Genomic DNA, 14,852 nt, shown 5'->3' with positions numbered 1-14,852 from the left:
CTTTTGCATGAGATTGCTTCGTCAATTATTTCATAATTTCCTCGCAATGATGAAAAAAGGATAAACACAATGACACTATACTATATAGGAATTTTATTAGTAATTATTGGATTATTTGCTATATTTTCAGGGATAATCGGTTTTTTTAGATTTCCTGATTTTTATACTAAATTACATGCAGCAAGTGTTATTGAGAGTTTCGGCGTGCCTATTTGCTTAATAGGTTTTGCGTGCATTGAAGCAGATATTGTGAACTCTGTTAAATTAATTTTAGCGGCTTTATTGATTTTTATACTAAATCCGGTAGCAACTCATGCACTTGGTAAAGCATCTTTATTTATGAAAATTAGAGCTGATAGTACCGTCATTGCGAGGAAAATTACGAAGTAATTGACGGAAGCAATCTCAGGATGCTTGATAAGATTGCCACGTCGAAATTACGTTTCTCCTCGCAATGACGTTAAATTTTAACAACCATATGACAGTAAAGACAGCTTTAAATTTTGATCTCGGCAATTACCTACTTAACTTAATTGCTTTTTTATTGATCTTAATCTCGATAAAAATAATTTTTGCTAAAGATTTACTAAATGCAGTGATTGCTGCTTCTGTATTTAGCTTATTAATTGGTGTATCCTATCTTATTATGGATGCTCCTGATGTCGCAATGACCGAGGCAGCACTTGGAGCTTGCTTATCAACATGCGTATATTTGAATTTGTTGCGTAAATTACCTTCGGATTTAAAGAATATTGAGAGAACTAATATTATTCCAGCAAGTTTAATATGTTTATTGTTTGTAGTAACTCTTGCTTATATGGGGCTAGAATTACCGAATTACGGTGATGATAATGCTCCTATTCATATGCATTCAAGTAAATATTATATCGAAAATACCTCTAGAGATATAGGTATACCTTCTTTTGTTGCGGTTATTCTTGCAAGTTATCGTGGATATGATACTTTAGGTGAAACTAGCGTAATTTTAATTGCAGGAATTGCCGTGCTGTTGATATTTTCAAGAAAGTCTGATGATGCAATACCGCGACTTGATCGCGGTATCTCAGGACACAGCAGGCGATACAAGATCCCGTGGTCAAGCCACGGGATGACAAATCCAATAATAAAATATATTACTAGTTTTATAATACCTTATATAATTTTATATAGTATATATATTCAGCTTAACGGTGAGTCTTCGCCGGGTGGTGGGTTTCAAGCAGGTGTTATATTTGCATCTAGCCTTATTGCTTATGATTTAGTTTACGGTAATCGAAAATTAAACCGATCTAACATGTTAGTTTGTATTGCGGTTTTAGGTGTAGCAATATATGCAATTGTAGGAACAATATCACTCTTTTTTAACGATAATTATTTAAATTATTATTCACTAACAAATTTTATCAATGATAGGCTACTTGCTCAGCATATTGCGATAGTTATTGTTGAAATTGGTATAGGTTTAACTGTTGCAGCTATTATGTACTTAATTTACAACGTATTTAATAATTATGAATAGTCTATTTGTACTAATTAAGCGTGAATTGATAGTGCAGAATCGCATTAATAATGTAATTAAATATCTAGTTATATTTTTTTTATTTTGCATAATTAGTACTGTTTTAATTAACAGTGAAAGGGATATTAACAAATTCGGTTTAATTTTTTCGGTAATTTGTTTATTAATTTCATTAATCGGTTTTTCTTCGGTGATATTTCAATCTGATTTGGAAGACGGAAGCTTAGAGTTATTATTATCAATTGTTAGTCATGAAAAAATTATATTGGCTAAATTTTTTGCTATATTTATCAGCAGTATGATAGGGCTGGTTTTTGTTTTACCCATTATTTATGTTTTGTTTGATCAAACTTTGCTTGAGATAATATTTTTCTTTATTAGTGTATGGATGATATTAGTGTTATCAAGTAGTTTAGTAGTGTTATCCGGTAGCATGCAATGTTATTTTAAGAAGAATGCTAACTTTGTCGGTACGTTTATCATGCCGTTATTAATTCCGAATATTATAATGACAGGTTTAATATTACAAGATAATAACTTACAATTAATTTTTATTATGATAGGAATTAATTTAGTATTTTTACCGATTTCATTCTTCTTGAGTTCCTGTTTAATTAAAAATATTTATAATATTACGTGATTTTGCTTTATTTTTACTAATGTAGTGATATAAAATAAGATGAGTATTATTAATAAATTTTTTTGAGCAGAATATATGTGGCAAGCTTTACGAAGGTTAATGGCAGCAAATCCTATGGGATTTTTTCTGTGGTCTATTATCACTAAATGGTATTTAATTATAGCAGTTGCTTCCTTAATTACTTTATATTATACAGTATTGGGCTTAAAAAAAATTGGGTTTATAGATTATTTTACTGAAACTACAGTCGAGATATTAGATACAACTAAAGCAGTTGCTCAAAATTGTACTACAAAACTCGGTCCTAATTGGAATCGTTTAGTTAGTTTTTGGAATTGCTTAAGTGATCCTGGCGAATATAAGCATGAAGAAGGGACAGGAGCAAAAGTGTTAGAAGATGAAATAAATAAGCTTACGCCAAAACAAGCAGATAGTGCTGCAGACGCTGAACGTCCTATAATAAATCCTTATGAAGCACTAGAAAATCCAAATAATCTTAATAATACCCCAAGCGGTAGTAATAATAATCGTTAATTTATGTCACCTTAATAATTATATGTCGGATACTGAAGAGAATAAAAACAAACAAACAACACGTCGTGATTTTATGGTTCTAACGGCTAGTAGTGTTGCAGCAGTTGGGGCAGCATGTACTCTTTGGCCTCTCGTTGATTCTTTGAACCCTTCTGCGGACGTGCTAGCTTTATCATCAATTGAGGTTGATTTATCAAATATTGCGGTAGGTCAAACAGTTACGGTTAAATGGCAAGGTAAACCGGTTTTTATCACTAACCGTACGCCTGACAAAATAGCTGAAGCAAGAGCCGTTAAAATGTCAGAGCTGATTGATCCTGAAGCAGATGAAGCACGTGTGAAAGCAGGGCATGATAATTGGCTGGTGACGATCGGGATTTGCACGCATTTGGGTTGTGTACCGCTTGCTAATCAAGGTGAATATGATGGATGGTTCTGTCCGTGCCATGGTTCACAATATGATTCTTCAGGTAGAGTTAGAAGAGGGCCTGCCCCTTTAAATTTAGCTGTGCCGCCTTACACTTTTATTAGCGACAAAAAAATTAGAATAGGGTAATTATTTATGAATGAAGATATTACCCCTAAAAAGCCTAATGCTATTATAGAATGGATAGATTATCGTCTTCCTATTTTTGCGTTCCTAAAGCATTTTAGTCATTATCAAACTCCGAAAAATCTTAGCTATTTGTGGAATTTAGGCTCTATTGCTGGTATTGCGTTAGTGATTCAGATAATCACCGGCGTCATACTTGCTATGCACTATACTCCGCATGTTGATCATGCTTTCGATAGTGTTGAGCGAATCATGCGTAACGTGAATTACGGTTGGTTACTGCGTTATACTCATGCGGTAGGTGCATCGATGTTTTTTGCCGCCGTATACTTACACATAGCAAGAGGTTTGTATTACGGCTCTTATAAAGCACCTAGAGAACTGCTTTGGCATATTGGTATCATCATTTTTCTAACCATGATGGCTACTGCTTTCATGGGTTACGTGCTTCCTTGGGGGCAGATGAGCTACTGGGGAGCAACGGTTATTACTAATTTATTTTCCGCTATTCCGTTAATAGGGGAATGCATAGTTACGTGGTTATGGGGTGGTTTTTCTGTTGATAACCCGACATTAAATAGGTTCTTCTCACTGCATTATTTATTGCCGTTTATTATTGTTGCTTTAGTGATGCTGCATTTAGTAGCCTTGCATCAGCATGGTTCAAATAACCCAAAAGGTATAGATGTTAAAAGCCCTAAAGATACTATTCCGTTCCACCCTTATTATACCGTAAAGGATTTTGTCGGTTTCGGAGTTTATTTCATAATATTTGCCTATTTTATTTTTTACGAACCTAATTATTTAGGACATCCCGATAATTACATTCCGGCAAATCCGTTAGTTACGCCTGCCCACATTGTCCCTGAATGGTATTTTCTGCCGTTTTATGCAATACTTAGAGCCGTGCCGTCTAAGCTTGGTGGGGTGCTATTAATGTTCGGAAGTATATTTGTGTTATTCTTACTACCTTGGCTTGATACTTCAAAAGTTAGAAGTAGCAATTATAGACCGATATACCGCATGGCTTTTTGGCTATTTATGGCAGATTGTTTATTGCTTGGTTATTTAGGTGGGCAGCCGGCAGAAGAGCCGTATATTACCATTAGCCGTTTTGCTGCTTGTTATTACTTTTTTCATGTCTTAGTAGCTCTGCCGCTGATAGGTAAATATGAAAAACCGCTGCCATTGCCAGAGGAGTTGTAAGAGTTAAGTCATTACGAAGCAATCTCAGGAGTTTGTTATTATTTCATGAGATTGCCGTGTAGCCTATGGTTGCTCGCAATGACGTTTTTTGTATTATACAAATTTATGAAGTAACCAATAGTATATTATAGTAACTAACAAGAAAAATGGCTATACTGGTGTTACTTTTAATGTAATAAAAAGAATGTATCAACACAAAAATGATACAATTCAGGGGTTTAGTAAAAATTGCAAAATTTTAGTATTTTATGAGATTCATCAACTATGAATTCAGCAATAAATAGAGAAAAACAAATTAAAGCCGGTTTAAGAGACAAAAAAATTAAATTAATAGAACAAACAAATATAAATTGGGATGATTTGTATAATGAAATTATTCTGTAATAAAAACATCATTGCAAGTAAAGACAAAACCTCAACACGACAATCTTATAAAATAATAACAAACTCCTGAGATTGCTTCGTCAACATTTTCAATTTTCCCTTGCAATGATGACTCAAAAAAATTTATGAAAACTAAACTACTTATCTCTATCATCATACTACTAACGTCGTGCTTAAGTTTAGCCAACGAAGAAGTATTACGTCCAAAAAAGATGAAATGGTCGTTTGGCGGCGTATTTGGTACAGTTAATCGTGAAGCAGCACAAAGAGGTTTTCAGGTCTATAAAGAAGTTTGTAGTGTCTGCCACGGTTTAAACAATTTATATTACCGTAATCTTAAAGATATCGGCTTTTCGGATGACGAGATAAAAGAGATTGCTAAAGGCTATACGATACAAGACGGACCTAATGATGACGGTGAGATGTTTGATCGCCCCGCTCTTCCCTCTGATCGTTTTGTACCTCCTTACTCTAATGAGCAAGCAGCAAGAGCAACTAATAACGGTGCCCATCCTCCTGATTTATCGTTGATAATAAAAGCACGTCATGACGGAGCTAATTATATATATTCGCTACTTACCGGCTATACTGAACCGCCGGCAGATTTTAAGCTGATGCAGGGAACTCATTATAATCCCTATTTCCCTGGCGAGCAAATAGCAATGCCGCCGCCGCTTACAGACGGGCAGGTAACCTATATGGACGGTACTAACGCAAGTGTAGAGCAGATGTCGCAAGACATTGTGGTATTTCTACAATGGGCAGCTGAGCCGGAAATGGAACATCGTAAGTCTATGGGTCTTAAAGTTATGATGTTTTTAGCGGTATTTACTATCTTTTTCTATATTGCAAAAAACCGCATTTGGTCTAATTTAAAGTAATTGTTGAGTGGATCAGTTTTCCTATTATTGGCGTTGTTGCATGGATCATTAAACATGTTCAATGTCATTTCTGCGAAAGCAGGAATCCAGTAAAAAATGATAAAAACACAGCAAACTATATAAAAATTTAGTATATAATTAGATTAAAAAACTGGATTCCTGCTTTCGCAGGAACGACATAAATAATCAGTCCATGCTGCTCCTTTTTGCCTCTTTTTAGTATAATGACTTATCTTTGCTATACTTATCCTAAAATTTATATAGATAGATATTTATGATTACTTTACTTGCGGCGATAACAGGATTTATTAGTTCAATAATTCCTGAAATTTTGAAAATATATAAAGATATTAACGACAAAAAACACGAGATAAATATTTTAGACCGTCAAATTGCTAATAACAAAAACTTAATCAGTCTAACACTTCTAAAACTTTTACAGAGCTTACCATATCACAAGAAATGGCAGAGCAATATTCTCTTTACTCCACTTATAAATTTAGGTGTTAGTTGGGTTGATGCTTTAAATGGTTCGGTAAGACCCGTGCTTGCCTATAGCTTTTTTGCAATGTATGTAGGAGTTAAATATGTTCAATATAAATCGTTAAAAAGTTCTGCTCTGCTAGTTGAATATCTAGATATATTATGGAGCATAGAAGATCAAACTATTTTTGCAGAGATTATTAGTTTTTATTTTGGGCAGCGTACTTTCAGTAAATTATGGAAATGTAAGACTTGAATTTTAAATAGATAATTTTATATATTTAAATATATAACTAACAAAATTAATGGTGGTTTTATGTTAAAGAGCGTAAGATTATATATTCCGTCTATAGCAGCTATGATTTTATCTAGTAATATTGCAATAGCTAATAAGAATTATGATTCCGGTAATGCAACGCCACTGCGTCATGTAGCAGATTTAATAGATAATCAAATTACAAATATTGATAATTTATTTAAAAATAGATTGCCGCTTTATGAATCTAATAGCATAAAAAGCAATTTTATTACTAAAGATAAGCAGTATATTATTGTTATGGAAGTACCTGGCTTTGATAAAAGTCAAATTAAGGTTAAAGTAAACGGTAATAAATTATTTATTACAGGGAATATAGAAGAAAAAAATAAAGCTGATGATTCAGATAATTATATGAATAAAAATTTTAATTATGTAATATCATTATATGAAGATGTAGATCAGGCAAATATCTCTTCAAGCCTTAAGAATGGAATACTTACTATTATTCTACCTCGTATTGAGATTAAAGAACAAGAAGCAAGAGAGATAGTCATTGATTAATCAACCATTGCTAAATATTAGCATTTAATTTTTCTGCAACAAAACCTTTCTCTATATAGTTAGGTAATTTTATTAGCTCCTGCTTTAGTTCATTATCTACTCCTATGATTTCAAATTTTCGATCGACTAAGAAAATTATAGGTTTAGTGTTATGAATAAAGAAGAAGTCAAAATTCGGTTTGTTATCAAAATATCGATTAACACGAGGAAAATGATAAGCATAAGTAACAATAGCAATTTCGGCGTTACTTAAGTCAATATTACTGTTTTCATACTCTTTATATAGAGTGTTAAATTGTCCGCGCCGGTATTGGTTTGGTATTCCGGCAGCGTAAAAATATAAAAATTTTCTTTTGGATAATCGGTAATAATATTTTTATCAAGCGCTTCTTGTAGTAATTTATTATCATACGCTCCGCCGTTAAACAAAATCATCGGTCCGTATTTTTTCAATTCTTCATATGTTAGGCTAGATATTTGCTTATCAAGTTTTTTAGCTGCTACTTCTCTTGCAATCTCTATCTATGCCAAGTCTCATCCTATTATATCCGTCCTCTTTATCTGCAGCCTTTATATTTTGAGTATCAGAATTGATAGGTATTTTGGTATAAGAATGTCTTGTGGATTTTTTCATTAGCAGGATCAAACTCTAGATTATTTACGGTTATTACCTGCTCAAAATGTTTATCTTGAGTAAATTTTTGATAACTCTGAAATCCTAGAACCGAGGCTATAGCTATAATAAATATAGAAATAGCAGTAGTAAAGTTTTGCTAGTTTTTCATGTTGCGATAAAAATAATAAGGTTGAAATATGAAAAGGTCATACCAAAGCTTGACCATGATATCAAGAAAAATAACTTTTAGTAATTTATTCGCTTTTTAGCTTTGCTAGATCTTGAGGGGTAGGCAAGAATTTTTCAAGCTTTTTAGGTAATGTTGCTGTAAGCTTAAATTGTGATACTCCTATTGGTTTTTGGATGCCTTCTATAGCGTATTCTACAGTAATACCTTGTTTTTCTTCGCACAAAATTAACCCAATTGTAGGATTGTCTGAATTTCTTTAATTGTGCGCTCCATTAAATTAAGATAAAAATTTAGTGTACCGGCATATTCCGGCTTAAACTTGCCGGTTTTTAATTCAATAACAACATACATAGCATTTGAGTTTTATGTGATAAAAAACTAAATCCAAATAATAATCTTCTCCCTCAAGTTCTATATGATACTGATTGCCAACAAAATTCTAAGTTATACGGTTCTTTTATAATCGACCTGGCTAAATCAGACTGTAGCTCAGGTAGAGTATTGGAAAAGTTATTTATAGTTATTTATACCTTTCGCTGACCTTTCATGTAAATTACTTTTAATTTGCAAAGATAATACATTTCTTGACCAACCATTTTCGATGGTTTGTTGTGCATACCAAATTCTTTGATTTATATTTTTTAGTTTTGAAAAAATAATAATATTATGACTCTATGGGATTTCTCCAATCGCCTGTTGGAGAATTTGGTCATTATTATATTCTGCAAAAAACTGATGCATATAAGAAAGGTTTTGATATGATAATCCTTTCATTTCAGAAAATTCTTTACGCAAATCATTAGAAATATTTTGAATTACTTTTGATCCCCATTTTTCTTTATTCTGACGTTCTAAAATTAATTTTCCTATATTCCAATCAAGAACTATCAATTCTTTATTTACTGCTAAATGGGCTCTAATAAGAGCTTTGCTAATTTCGTGTTTTAAATTTTTAATTAAATCAGTATATGATTCATTACTTAAAGTATTGCTCATTGATTTTCACTACTTCTTACCACCCGCATTCATAGCAAGGTTTGCGGAAACAAATTCTTCAAGGTCACCGTCAAGCGCTCCTTTAGTATCGGAAGTTTCATAATCGGTACGTAAATCTTTTACCATTTGATAAGGTTGCAAAACATATGATCTAATTTGATGTCCCCAGCTATTATCGGTTTTAGTGGCATTCTGCTCGTTAACGCTATCGGTACGTTTTTGCATTTCAAGCTCATAGAGTTTGGCTTGAAGCATTTTCATCGCTTGAGCTTTATTTTTATGCTGCGATCTATCGCTTTGGCATTGTGTTACTGTACCGGTCGGTATATGAGTGATACGTACAGCTGAATCGGTAGTATTAACGTGCTGCCCGCCGGCTCCCGATGCTCTAAAAGTATCGATTCTTAAATCTTTATCCTCAATAGTAATTGCTATATTATCATCAATTTCGGGATATACCCAGCTACTTGCAAAGCTAGTCATTCTTTTACCGGCTGCATTAAACGGAGAAATACGCACTAATCTGTGAACTCCAGCTTCGGTCTTAAACCAGCCGTAAGCACGCTTTCCTATTATCCTAATCGTGCATGATTTAATGCCTGCCTCTTCGCCGTTAATCATATTGATTATTTCGGTTTTAAAGCCGAGTCTTTCGGCAAAACGCAAATACATACGCATCATAATAGACGCCCAGTCATGGCTTTCAGTTCCCCCGGCTCCAGCATTAATCTCTAAAAAGCAATTATTACCGTCTGCTTCACCTGAAAACAAACATTCCGTTTCAAATTTGGCAGCAATTATGCTTAAATTTTTTAAGTCCTGTTCAATTTGTGAAAGTATTTCTAAATCGTTTCCGGCTTCAGCCATTTCTTCAAGTTCTAAAGCATCTTTTAAATTGGATTTGAGTTTATTAAAAGCGTTTAGTTTTTCTTCTAGATTACTTTTTTCTCGCAGTAATTTTTGAGCATTAGCCTGATCATTCCATAAACTAGGATCGGCTGTTAACTCTTCTAACGCGTTCAGTCTTTCAGTTGATGCTTCAACGTCAAAGTGACCTCCAAAGTAGTTCTAAAGACTGCTCAATTTTTTTTACATAATTTTCTATTTCAGCTCGCATTATTTTTTCCTGTTATAAATTTCGATTTTGTTATATATTATCGTGGTTTAGTGTCATCCCGCGACTTGATCGCGGGCTAACAGACAATAAACAAATGCAAATTATATCACAATAATTATGAATCATCAAAAATATATAAGGAACTTCTCAATAATCGCCCATATTGATCACGGTAAATCTACATTAGCCGATAGGTTAATTGAACATTGCGGCGGCTTGCAGGCTAGGGAAATGAGCCAGCAAGTGCTAGATTCGATGGATATTGAAAAAGAGAGAGGTATAACTATTAAGGCACAAACCGTGCGGCTTGTATATAAAGCTAAAGACGGTAACACCTACTATTTGAATCTAATGGATACTCCCGGGCATGTCGATTTTGCTTATGAAGTTAGTAGGTCACTTGCTGCTTGTGAAGGCTCGTTATTGGTAGTTGATAGTACGCAAGGAGTAGAAGCACAAACGCTTGCCAATGTTTACCAAGCAATCGAGAACGATCATGAGATTGTACTGGTGCTTAACAAGCTTGACCTACCGGCGTCAGAACCTGAACAGGTTAAGCAGCAAATAGAGGATATAATCGGAATCGATGCAAGTGAGGCTGTGCTAATCTCTGCTAAAAGCGGTATAGGGATTGATTTAGTTTTAGAGGCTATAGTAAATAAATTACCTCCGCCAAAAGAAAGTAGTTCTGATATTTTGAAAGCTTTGCTTGTTGATAGTTGGTATGACCCATATCTTGGCGTGGTTATTTTAGTACGTGTTATTGATGGCTACTTACGTAAGAATATGCGTATTAAAATGATGGCTACTAACTCGGTTTATACCGTTGAGAATGTTGGCTATTTTACTCCGAAAAAACATATTTCGGATGTTCTGCATGCAGGCGAAATCGGCTTCTTTACTGCGGCTATAAAGCAAGTAGCGGATTGTAAAGTTGGGGATACTATCACTGATGAAAAAAAGCCTTGTGAGCAAGCTCTACCAGGTTTTAAACCAAACTTACCTGTAGTGTTTTGTGGTCTTTATCCAACGGATAGCTCGGAATTTGAGCATCTAAAGGATTCACTAGCTAAATTACGCCTTAATGATGCTAGTTTTGAGTATGAAATGGAAAGCTCTTCGGCACTCGGAGTAGGCTTTAGATGCGGCTTTTTGGGGCTGTTACATTTAGAGATAATCCAAGAACGTTTAAGTAGGGAATTCGATTTAGATTTAATCACTACCGCTCCAAATGTGGTGTATAAAATTCATATGCGGGACGGTGAGAATTTAGAGATACATAACCCAGCAGATTTGCCTGATTTACAAAAAATCGAATCAATGGAAGAGCCTTGGATTAAGGCAACTATAATGGTACCTGATGAGTTTTTAGGTGCGGTACTATCGCTTTGTACGGAAAAGAGAGGGATACAACTTGATCATAGCTATATAGCAAATAGGGCTAAAATAATTTATAAATTACCGCTAAATGAGATAGTTTACGATTTCTATGACCGTTTAAAAAGCTGTTCTAAAGGTTATGCAAGTTTTGAATGGCAAATGGATGTTTACGAACCTTCCGAACTTGTTAAGCTTGGGATTTTGGTTAACGCAGAGGCGGTTGATGCACTATCCACAATCGTACACCGCTCACGTGCCGAGCAAAGGGGGAGGGCATTATGCGTAAGGTTAAAGGATTTAATACCAAGACAGCAGATTGATATAGCAATTCAAGCAAGTATAGGTAGTCGTATTATCGCTCGTGAGACTATTAAAGCCCTACGTAAAGATGTTTTATCTAAATGTTACGGCGGTGATATAAGTCGTAAACGTAAATTACTTGAGAAACAAAAAGCAGGTAAAAAGAGAATGAGACAGTACGGTAATATCGAAATTCCGCAATCTGCATTTATTGCAGCTTTAAAAATAGGTGATGAATAAAACTTTTTTATTTTATATAAAGAAAACGCTAGACGTTATAATAAAGATTTGTTATAAGGAAGTATCTGAATCTTCCAGATGCTTCTAATGTTCCTCGGTAGCTTAGTGGTAGAGCAAACGGCTGTTAACCGTTCGGTCGCTGGTTCGAGTCCGGCCCGGGGAGCCATTCCTCGATTTTTGACAACTTTACGAATGCATCAAACGGTGAATGCAGCATAAAGTCAAGCTTTTTGCCTGTTAATTTAATTGAAAACACAGTTTTTATTAGGCGTCTTTTTCCCTCAGCATTCGACAAAACAAAATATTGATGTGCATTGGCAACTAAATTTAGTACATCTATTATTTTTTCCGTAAAACAATCATCACCTTTATTATGCTCTGCTATCTCTAACATTACTTTATCACGACGTGTTGTTAATTTATATTTATCTTCTTCGTCGTATTCTTCATTTGTAAATATACCTTCTAAAAGTTTACTTCTAAGCTTATCAAGGCTATTTTTTACACTGATAAGCTCTTTATTTAATTCTGTTATTCTTGTGCTATAATAATCTTTTTCATATTTTGCCGATTCTTTAACACTTTTAATTATTTTGTTCAATAAATCAGGCTCAATATACATTGATGCAAAAACTTTTTCTATTTGTTCTATAATTCTTTAGTAACAATAGGCTTGTAAATATGAGGGTAGTATTTGTTGCCTTTTTTATAATGTATTACTCCTAATGTATTACTCCGTGATAAAAAGTATTATTTAATATTTTATGTCGGGCAATGGGGCGTATTAGATGTGTTAGTTAACCCTTATGCACTTGATACAAGCGACAGTATAAGAATAAGATTTATGCAGGATATCGATATTGCCATAAGACATCCTGAATCTTTTGCCGTTGCTAGGAAATGATAAACTAGCTTTTCTTGCTACTTCCATAGTACGAATACGATTTTAATATGAGGCCATTCATTACGCTGGGCTAATTTTAAATCATATCTTGCTTGTAAATTACATAACTGGGCTGAAGTGTGAAAATATTTACCTAATCTCAGTGCCATATCAGCCGTAAGAGTTCGTTTGCCATGCACTAGCAACGCCAAGTAAGAAATCATCGCCTACTCAACTATCAAAACCGACAGTACTGCCGGTTGAGTTAGATTTATAACCGCTTAGATTATTTTGTGCCTTTTGAGTACTATTGCCGACAAAAGGACTAGCCCACGTACTGAAATCTACTTCTGTTTTATCATCGGCAGAAATAGAGAATATTTTTAAAGCCATAGATACGGAAAGATCAGAGAGCTATTTAATAAAAATTATCAAGTTCAAAAAGAAAAAATTGATAATATAGTTAAGTCACTAAATGAAGAAAATAAGTTTGCGATACTTCGCAGAAATCTAACTAATAAAAGTACCTCAGGAATAAAAAATATAGTTGAGAAAATAAACAGAATGCAAGTTGATATAGGTAAAGTATTGTTACTCGGTAGTGCAGGAATAGGTAAAACCACGTTAATGCATTATCTATCTTATAAATGGGAAAAAGACAAACTGTGGAACAACAAATTTGATTATGTATTTGGAATCAGGTTAAAGGAATTGTTAAGCAATTGGACAGTACGTTATGGTACTAATATAGATGACGATATACTAAGTTGTTTTGTCCATTATTGTTTAGATTCTAAAGATATAAAACTTGAAGATATAAAAAGTATACAAGATAAAGATAGGATATTATTACTACTGGATGGTTATGATGAGGTAGCGTTTTTATCACAGAGTAATCGTGATTACCGAGATATTATGGATTCGGTATTTCAGTATAAAAATATCGTAATGAGTTCTAGGCCTAATGCGGTTATAGAAGAAATGAGCAACAGATTTGAGCAGAAAGTAGACAATACAGGCTGGGATAGTGAGGTAATAGAGCAATATGTACATAAAAATTTTGAGTATGATAAAGAGCTAGGAGTGCAATTAAAAAGCTTTTTGGATACTCATAGCCAAATAAAAGAAATATGTGAAGTTCCTATCAATACTGCATTAATATGTTTGGTTTGGAGTGATCAAGATATAAGGGATCAGTTGCACAAAAACAGCGATGAAAATTTTAATATAAGTCGTTTATATAGTGAAATAATAAACTGGCTTAATAATAGGCATCTAGAAAAAAACAAAATAAATATAAAAATAAAACTGAAGCTAATGATATAGATGAAGTTATAGAACAAGGGCTATTAAGAAGAGAAGGGCAAAATTTTCAATTTATTCATTTAACATTTCAAGAATATCTAGCTGCATGTTATTTAAAAAATCAGTTAACAGATAATAATACAAAACACAAAGCAGCGAGCTTTATAGGTGCGCATAGAAACGAACCGAAATATCTAATGACTCTGAAGTTTCTAGCAGGGATGGTAAGTAATGAAAATAATCAAGAGTTAATAGAAATATTTTGGGAAGTTGTAACATGTAATGTTGATGGAATATTAGAGCTAGGAATTGAAAGAAAGATTATACTCTTAATGCATTTATTAGCTCAAAGCAAAATTAAGGGAAAATTTAATAGTAGAATACCGTATTTAAAAAAAATACAAGAGTTGATAGATGAGATCGTACTAAAAGATATTACAGAATAATAGATAGCGGATATTTATCGGCAGAGATTGCTAAGCTCATAAATGAGAAATTACGAAACAAAGAAACTATATTTCAAGCATTTAAAACAGCTATAGAAATAATTAATAAATAAAAATACTTCGGGTAATAAAACAAAAATTTATGAAAGATTAATCGGTTTATTAAAAGTTGATGATACGCAATTAAAGAAGCTAGTATAAATTGGCACATATATTAGATGGGACGATAGATAAGACAGTATTACAGGAAAGCTTTAAAAAAATAATACCATACTAAAATTGAAGCATTCCAATTTGATGAAGATTTACACACAAAGGCAAACACCACTCTACACACAATAACCGATTACATCACTTAA

At 33.5% G+C, this 14,852-nt stretch carries 18 protein-coding genes, 1 tRNA gene and 2 pseudogenes; 15 read left to right on the top strand and 6 right to left on the bottom strand.

Translation table 11 applies throughout. From position 1 onward, the window contains the following. The first annotated feature begins 69 nt into the window (after positions 1–69). The 11 genes from GCO76_RS03120 to GCO76_RS03070 all read left to right on the top strand — a co-directional run bounded on the left by GCO76_RS03120 (position 70) and on the right by GCO76_RS03070 (position 7,020). Positions 70–390, top strand: a complete 321-nt coding sequence (locus tag GCO76_RS03120) for a Na+/H+ antiporter subunit G (RefSeq protein WP_004996272.1) — start codon at positions 70–72, stop codon at positions 388–390. Between the two features lie 64 nt (positions 391–454). After that, positions 455–1,519: a DUF4040 domain-containing protein gene (locus tag GCO76_RS03115; RefSeq protein WP_410956135.1), complete on the top strand. Its 1,065-nt coding sequence runs from the start codon at positions 455–457 to the stop codon at positions 1,517–1,519. Beyond that, positions 1,512–2,159: a heme exporter protein CcmB gene (locus GCO76_RS03110; protein WP_410956134.1), complete on the top strand. Its 648-nt coding sequence runs from the start codon at positions 1,512–1,514 to the stop codon at positions 2,157–2,159. Before GCO76_RS03115 ends, GCO76_RS03110 begins: the two co-directional genes overlap by 8 nt. A 75-nt stretch (positions 2,160–2,234) precedes the next feature. Continuing rightward, positions 2,235–2,693, top strand: a complete 459-nt coding sequence (locus tag GCO76_RS03105) for a DUF2670 domain-containing protein (RefSeq protein WP_012719528.1) — start codon at positions 2,235–2,237, stop codon at positions 2,691–2,693. 22 nt (positions 2,694–2,715) lie between these two features. After that, positions 2,716–3,249 (top strand): ubiquinol-cytochrome c reductase iron-sulfur subunit, encoded by a 534-nt coding sequence (gene petA / locus GCO76_RS03100; protein WP_103897267.1) that lies wholly within the window; start codon positions 2,716–2,718, stop codon positions 3,247–3,249. Positions 3,250–3,255: 6 nt separating this feature from the next. Continuing rightward, a complete protein-coding gene (locus GCO76_RS03095; protein ID WP_103897266.1) occupies positions 3,256–4,452 on the top strand; it encodes a cytochrome b in 1,197 nt (398 codons plus the stop codon). A gap of 124 nt (positions 4,453–4,576) precedes the next feature. Beyond that, complete coding sequence (locus GCO76_RS03090; protein ID WP_410956465.1) at positions 4,577–4,720, top strand: GIY-YIG nuclease family protein; 144 nt, start codon at positions 4,577–4,579, stop codon at positions 4,718–4,720. Further along, the gene (locus GCO76_RS03085; RefSeq protein WP_014410066.1) at positions 4,717–4,836 is read left to right on the top strand and encodes a GIY-YIG nuclease family protein; all 120 of its coding nucleotides are present in this window, start codon (positions 4,717–4,719) and stop codon (positions 4,834–4,836) included. The genes GCO76_RS03090 and GCO76_RS03085 overlap by 4 nt, the downstream gene beginning before the upstream one ends. 125 nt (positions 4,837–4,961) lie before the next feature. After that, positions 4,962–5,717, top strand: a complete 756-nt coding sequence (locus GCO76_RS03080) for a cytochrome c1 (protein WP_410956133.1) — start codon at positions 4,962–4,964, stop codon at positions 5,715–5,717. A 274-nt stretch (positions 5,718–5,991) separates the two neighbouring features. Then, positions 5,992–6,456: a hypothetical protein gene (locus tag GCO76_RS03075; protein ID WP_410956483.1), complete on the top strand. Its 465-nt coding sequence runs from the start codon at positions 5,992–5,994 to the stop codon at positions 6,454–6,456. Between the two features lie 60 nt (positions 6,457–6,516). Continuing rightward, on the top strand, positions 6,517–7,020 hold the full coding sequence (locus GCO76_RS03070; RefSeq protein WP_410956132.1) for an Hsp20/alpha crystallin family protein: 504 nt from the start codon (positions 6,517–6,519) through the stop codon (positions 7,018–7,020). A gap of 249 nt (positions 7,021–7,269) precedes the next feature. On the opposite strand, the gene GCO76_RS03065 is transcribed toward GCO76_RS03070, so the two are convergent. The 4 genes and pseudogenes from GCO76_RS03065 to prfB all read right to left on the bottom strand — a co-directional run bounded on the left by GCO76_RS03065 (position 7,270) and on the right by prfB (position 9,939). Beyond that, positions 7,270–7,455 carry a hypothetical protein gene (locus GCO76_RS03065; RefSeq protein WP_012150576.1) on the bottom strand — a complete coding sequence of 62 codons (186 nt, stop codon included), beginning with the start codon at positions 7,453–7,455 and terminating at the stop codon, positions 7,270–7,272. Positions 7,456–7,890: 435 nt separating this feature from the next. Continuing rightward, positions 7,891–8,214 (bottom strand): annotated as a pseudogene (locus GCO76_RS03060) (PDDEXK nuclease domain-containing protein). A gap of 46 nt (positions 8,215–8,260) precedes the next feature. Further along, positions 8,261–8,822 (bottom strand): annotated as a pseudogene (locus GCO76_RS03055) (DUF1016 N-terminal domain-containing protein); the annotation flags it as partial. 9 nt (positions 8,823–8,831) lie between these two features. Further along, a protein-coding gene (prfB, locus tag GCO76_RS03050) for a peptide chain release factor 2 (protein WP_410956131.1) occupies positions 8,832–9,939 on the bottom strand; the annotation gives its coding sequence in 2 pieces (ribosomal slippage) (positions 8,832–9,869 and positions 9,871–9,939; 1,107 coding nt in all). A gap of 117 nt (positions 9,940–10,056) precedes the next feature. Here prfB and lepA point away from each other — a divergent pair. Beyond that, the gene (gene lepA / locus GCO76_RS03045) at positions 10,057–11,859 is read left to right on the top strand and encodes a translation elongation factor 4 (protein ID WP_410956130.1); all 1,803 of its coding nucleotides are present in this window, start codon (positions 10,057–10,059) and stop codon (positions 11,857–11,859) included. Between the two features lie 91 nt (positions 11,860–11,950). Next, a tRNA-Asn gene (locus tag GCO76_RS03040) sits at positions 11,951–12,025 on the top strand. A 755-nt stretch (positions 12,026–12,780) separates the two neighbouring features. Here GCO76_RS03040 and GCO76_RS03035 read toward each other — a convergent pair. Together GCO76_RS03035 and GCO76_RS03030 are read right to left on the bottom strand one after the other, a co-directional pair. Beyond that, entirely contained in the window at positions 12,781–12,912 is a 132-nt protein-coding gene (locus GCO76_RS03035) for a helix-turn-helix transcriptional regulator (protein ID WP_225981189.1), read from the bottom strand. Between the two features lie 61 nt (positions 12,913–12,973). Beyond that, positions 12,974–13,135 carry an autotransporter outer membrane beta-barrel domain-containing protein gene (locus GCO76_RS03030; protein WP_410956129.1) on the bottom strand — a complete coding sequence of 54 codons (162 nt, stop codon included), beginning with the start codon at positions 13,133–13,135 and terminating at the stop codon, positions 12,974–12,976. Positions 13,136–13,306: 171 nt separating this feature from the next. Between GCO76_RS03030 and GCO76_RS03025 the strand changes: the two genes are divergently transcribed. Both GCO76_RS03025 and GCO76_RS03020 read left to right on the top strand, forming a co-directional pair. Then, complete coding sequence (locus tag GCO76_RS03025) at positions 13,307–14,068, top strand: NACHT domain-containing protein (RefSeq protein ID WP_410956128.1); 762 nt, start codon at positions 13,307–13,309, stop codon at positions 14,066–14,068. A 176-nt stretch (positions 14,069–14,244) separates the two neighbouring features. After that, positions 14,245–14,493, top strand: a complete 249-nt coding sequence (locus tag GCO76_RS03020) for a hypothetical protein (protein ID WP_410956127.1) — start codon at positions 14,245–14,247, stop codon at positions 14,491–14,493. Positions 14,494–14,852 lie beyond the last annotated feature (359 nt).

It is taken from the genome of Rickettsia koreansis (assembly GCF_046532895.1).
Taxonomy (GTDB): Bacteria; Pseudomonadota; Alphaproteobacteria; order Rickettsiales; family Rickettsiaceae; genus Rickettsia; species Rickettsia rickettsii.
The sequence above is the reverse complement of the archived record's forward strand: the minus strand, read 5'-3'. Positions and strand labels throughout refer to the sequence as shown.

Coding starts and splice junctions, on each gene's coding strand:
- GCO76_RS03110 (WP_410956134.1), top strand. CDS start 1,512: ATGAATAGTCTATTTGTACTAATTAAGCGTGAATTGATAGTGCAGAAT.
- GCO76_RS03035 (WP_225981189.1), bottom strand. CDS start 12,912: ATGGCACTGAGATTAGGTAAATATTTTCACACTTCAGCCCAGTTATGT.
- lepA (WP_410956130.1), top strand. CDS start 10,057: ATGAATCATCAAAAATATATAAGGAACTTCTCAATAATCGCCCATATT.
- GCO76_RS03075 (WP_410956483.1), top strand. CDS start 5,992: ATGATTACTTTACTTGCGGCGATAACAGGATTTATTAGTTCAATAATT.
- GCO76_RS03065 (WP_012150576.1), bottom strand. CDS start 7,455: ATGATTTTGTTTAACGGCGGAGCGTATGATAATAAATTACTACAAGAA.
- GCO76_RS03095 (WP_103897266.1), top strand. CDS start 3,256: ATGAATGAAGATATTACCCCTAAAAAGCCTAATGCTATTATAGAATGG.
- GCO76_RS03020 (WP_410956127.1), top strand. CDS start 14,245: ATGACTCTGAAGTTTCTAGCAGGGATGGTAAGTAATGAAAATAATCAA.
- GCO76_RS03030 (WP_410956129.1), bottom strand. CDS start 13,135: ATGGCTTTAAAAATATTCTCTATTTCTGCCGATGATAAAACAGAAGTA.
- GCO76_RS03025 (WP_410956128.1), top strand. CDS start 13,307: ATGCAAGTTGATATAGGTAAAGTATTGTTACTCGGTAGTGCAGGAATA.
- GCO76_RS03085 (WP_014410066.1), top strand. CDS start 4,717: ATGAATTCAGCAATAAATAGAGAAAAACAAATTAAAGCCGGTTTAAGA.
- GCO76_RS03105 (WP_012719528.1), top strand. CDS start 2,235: ATGTGGCAAGCTTTACGAAGGTTAATGGCAGCAAATCCTATGGGATTT.
- petA (WP_103897267.1), top strand. CDS start 2,716: ATGTCGGATACTGAAGAGAATAAAAACAAACAAACAACACGTCGTGAT.
- GCO76_RS03120 (WP_004996272.1), top strand. CDS start 70: ATGACACTATACTATATAGGAATTTTATTAGTAATTATTGGATTATTT.
- GCO76_RS03115 (WP_410956135.1), top strand. CDS start 455: ATGACGTTAAATTTTAACAACCATATGACAGTAAAGACAGCTTTAAAT.
- GCO76_RS03080 (WP_410956133.1), top strand. CDS start 4,962: ATGAAAACTAAACTACTTATCTCTATCATCATACTACTAACGTCGTGC.
- GCO76_RS03070 (WP_410956132.1), top strand. CDS start 6,517: ATGTTAAAGAGCGTAAGATTATATATTCCGTCTATAGCAGCTATGATT.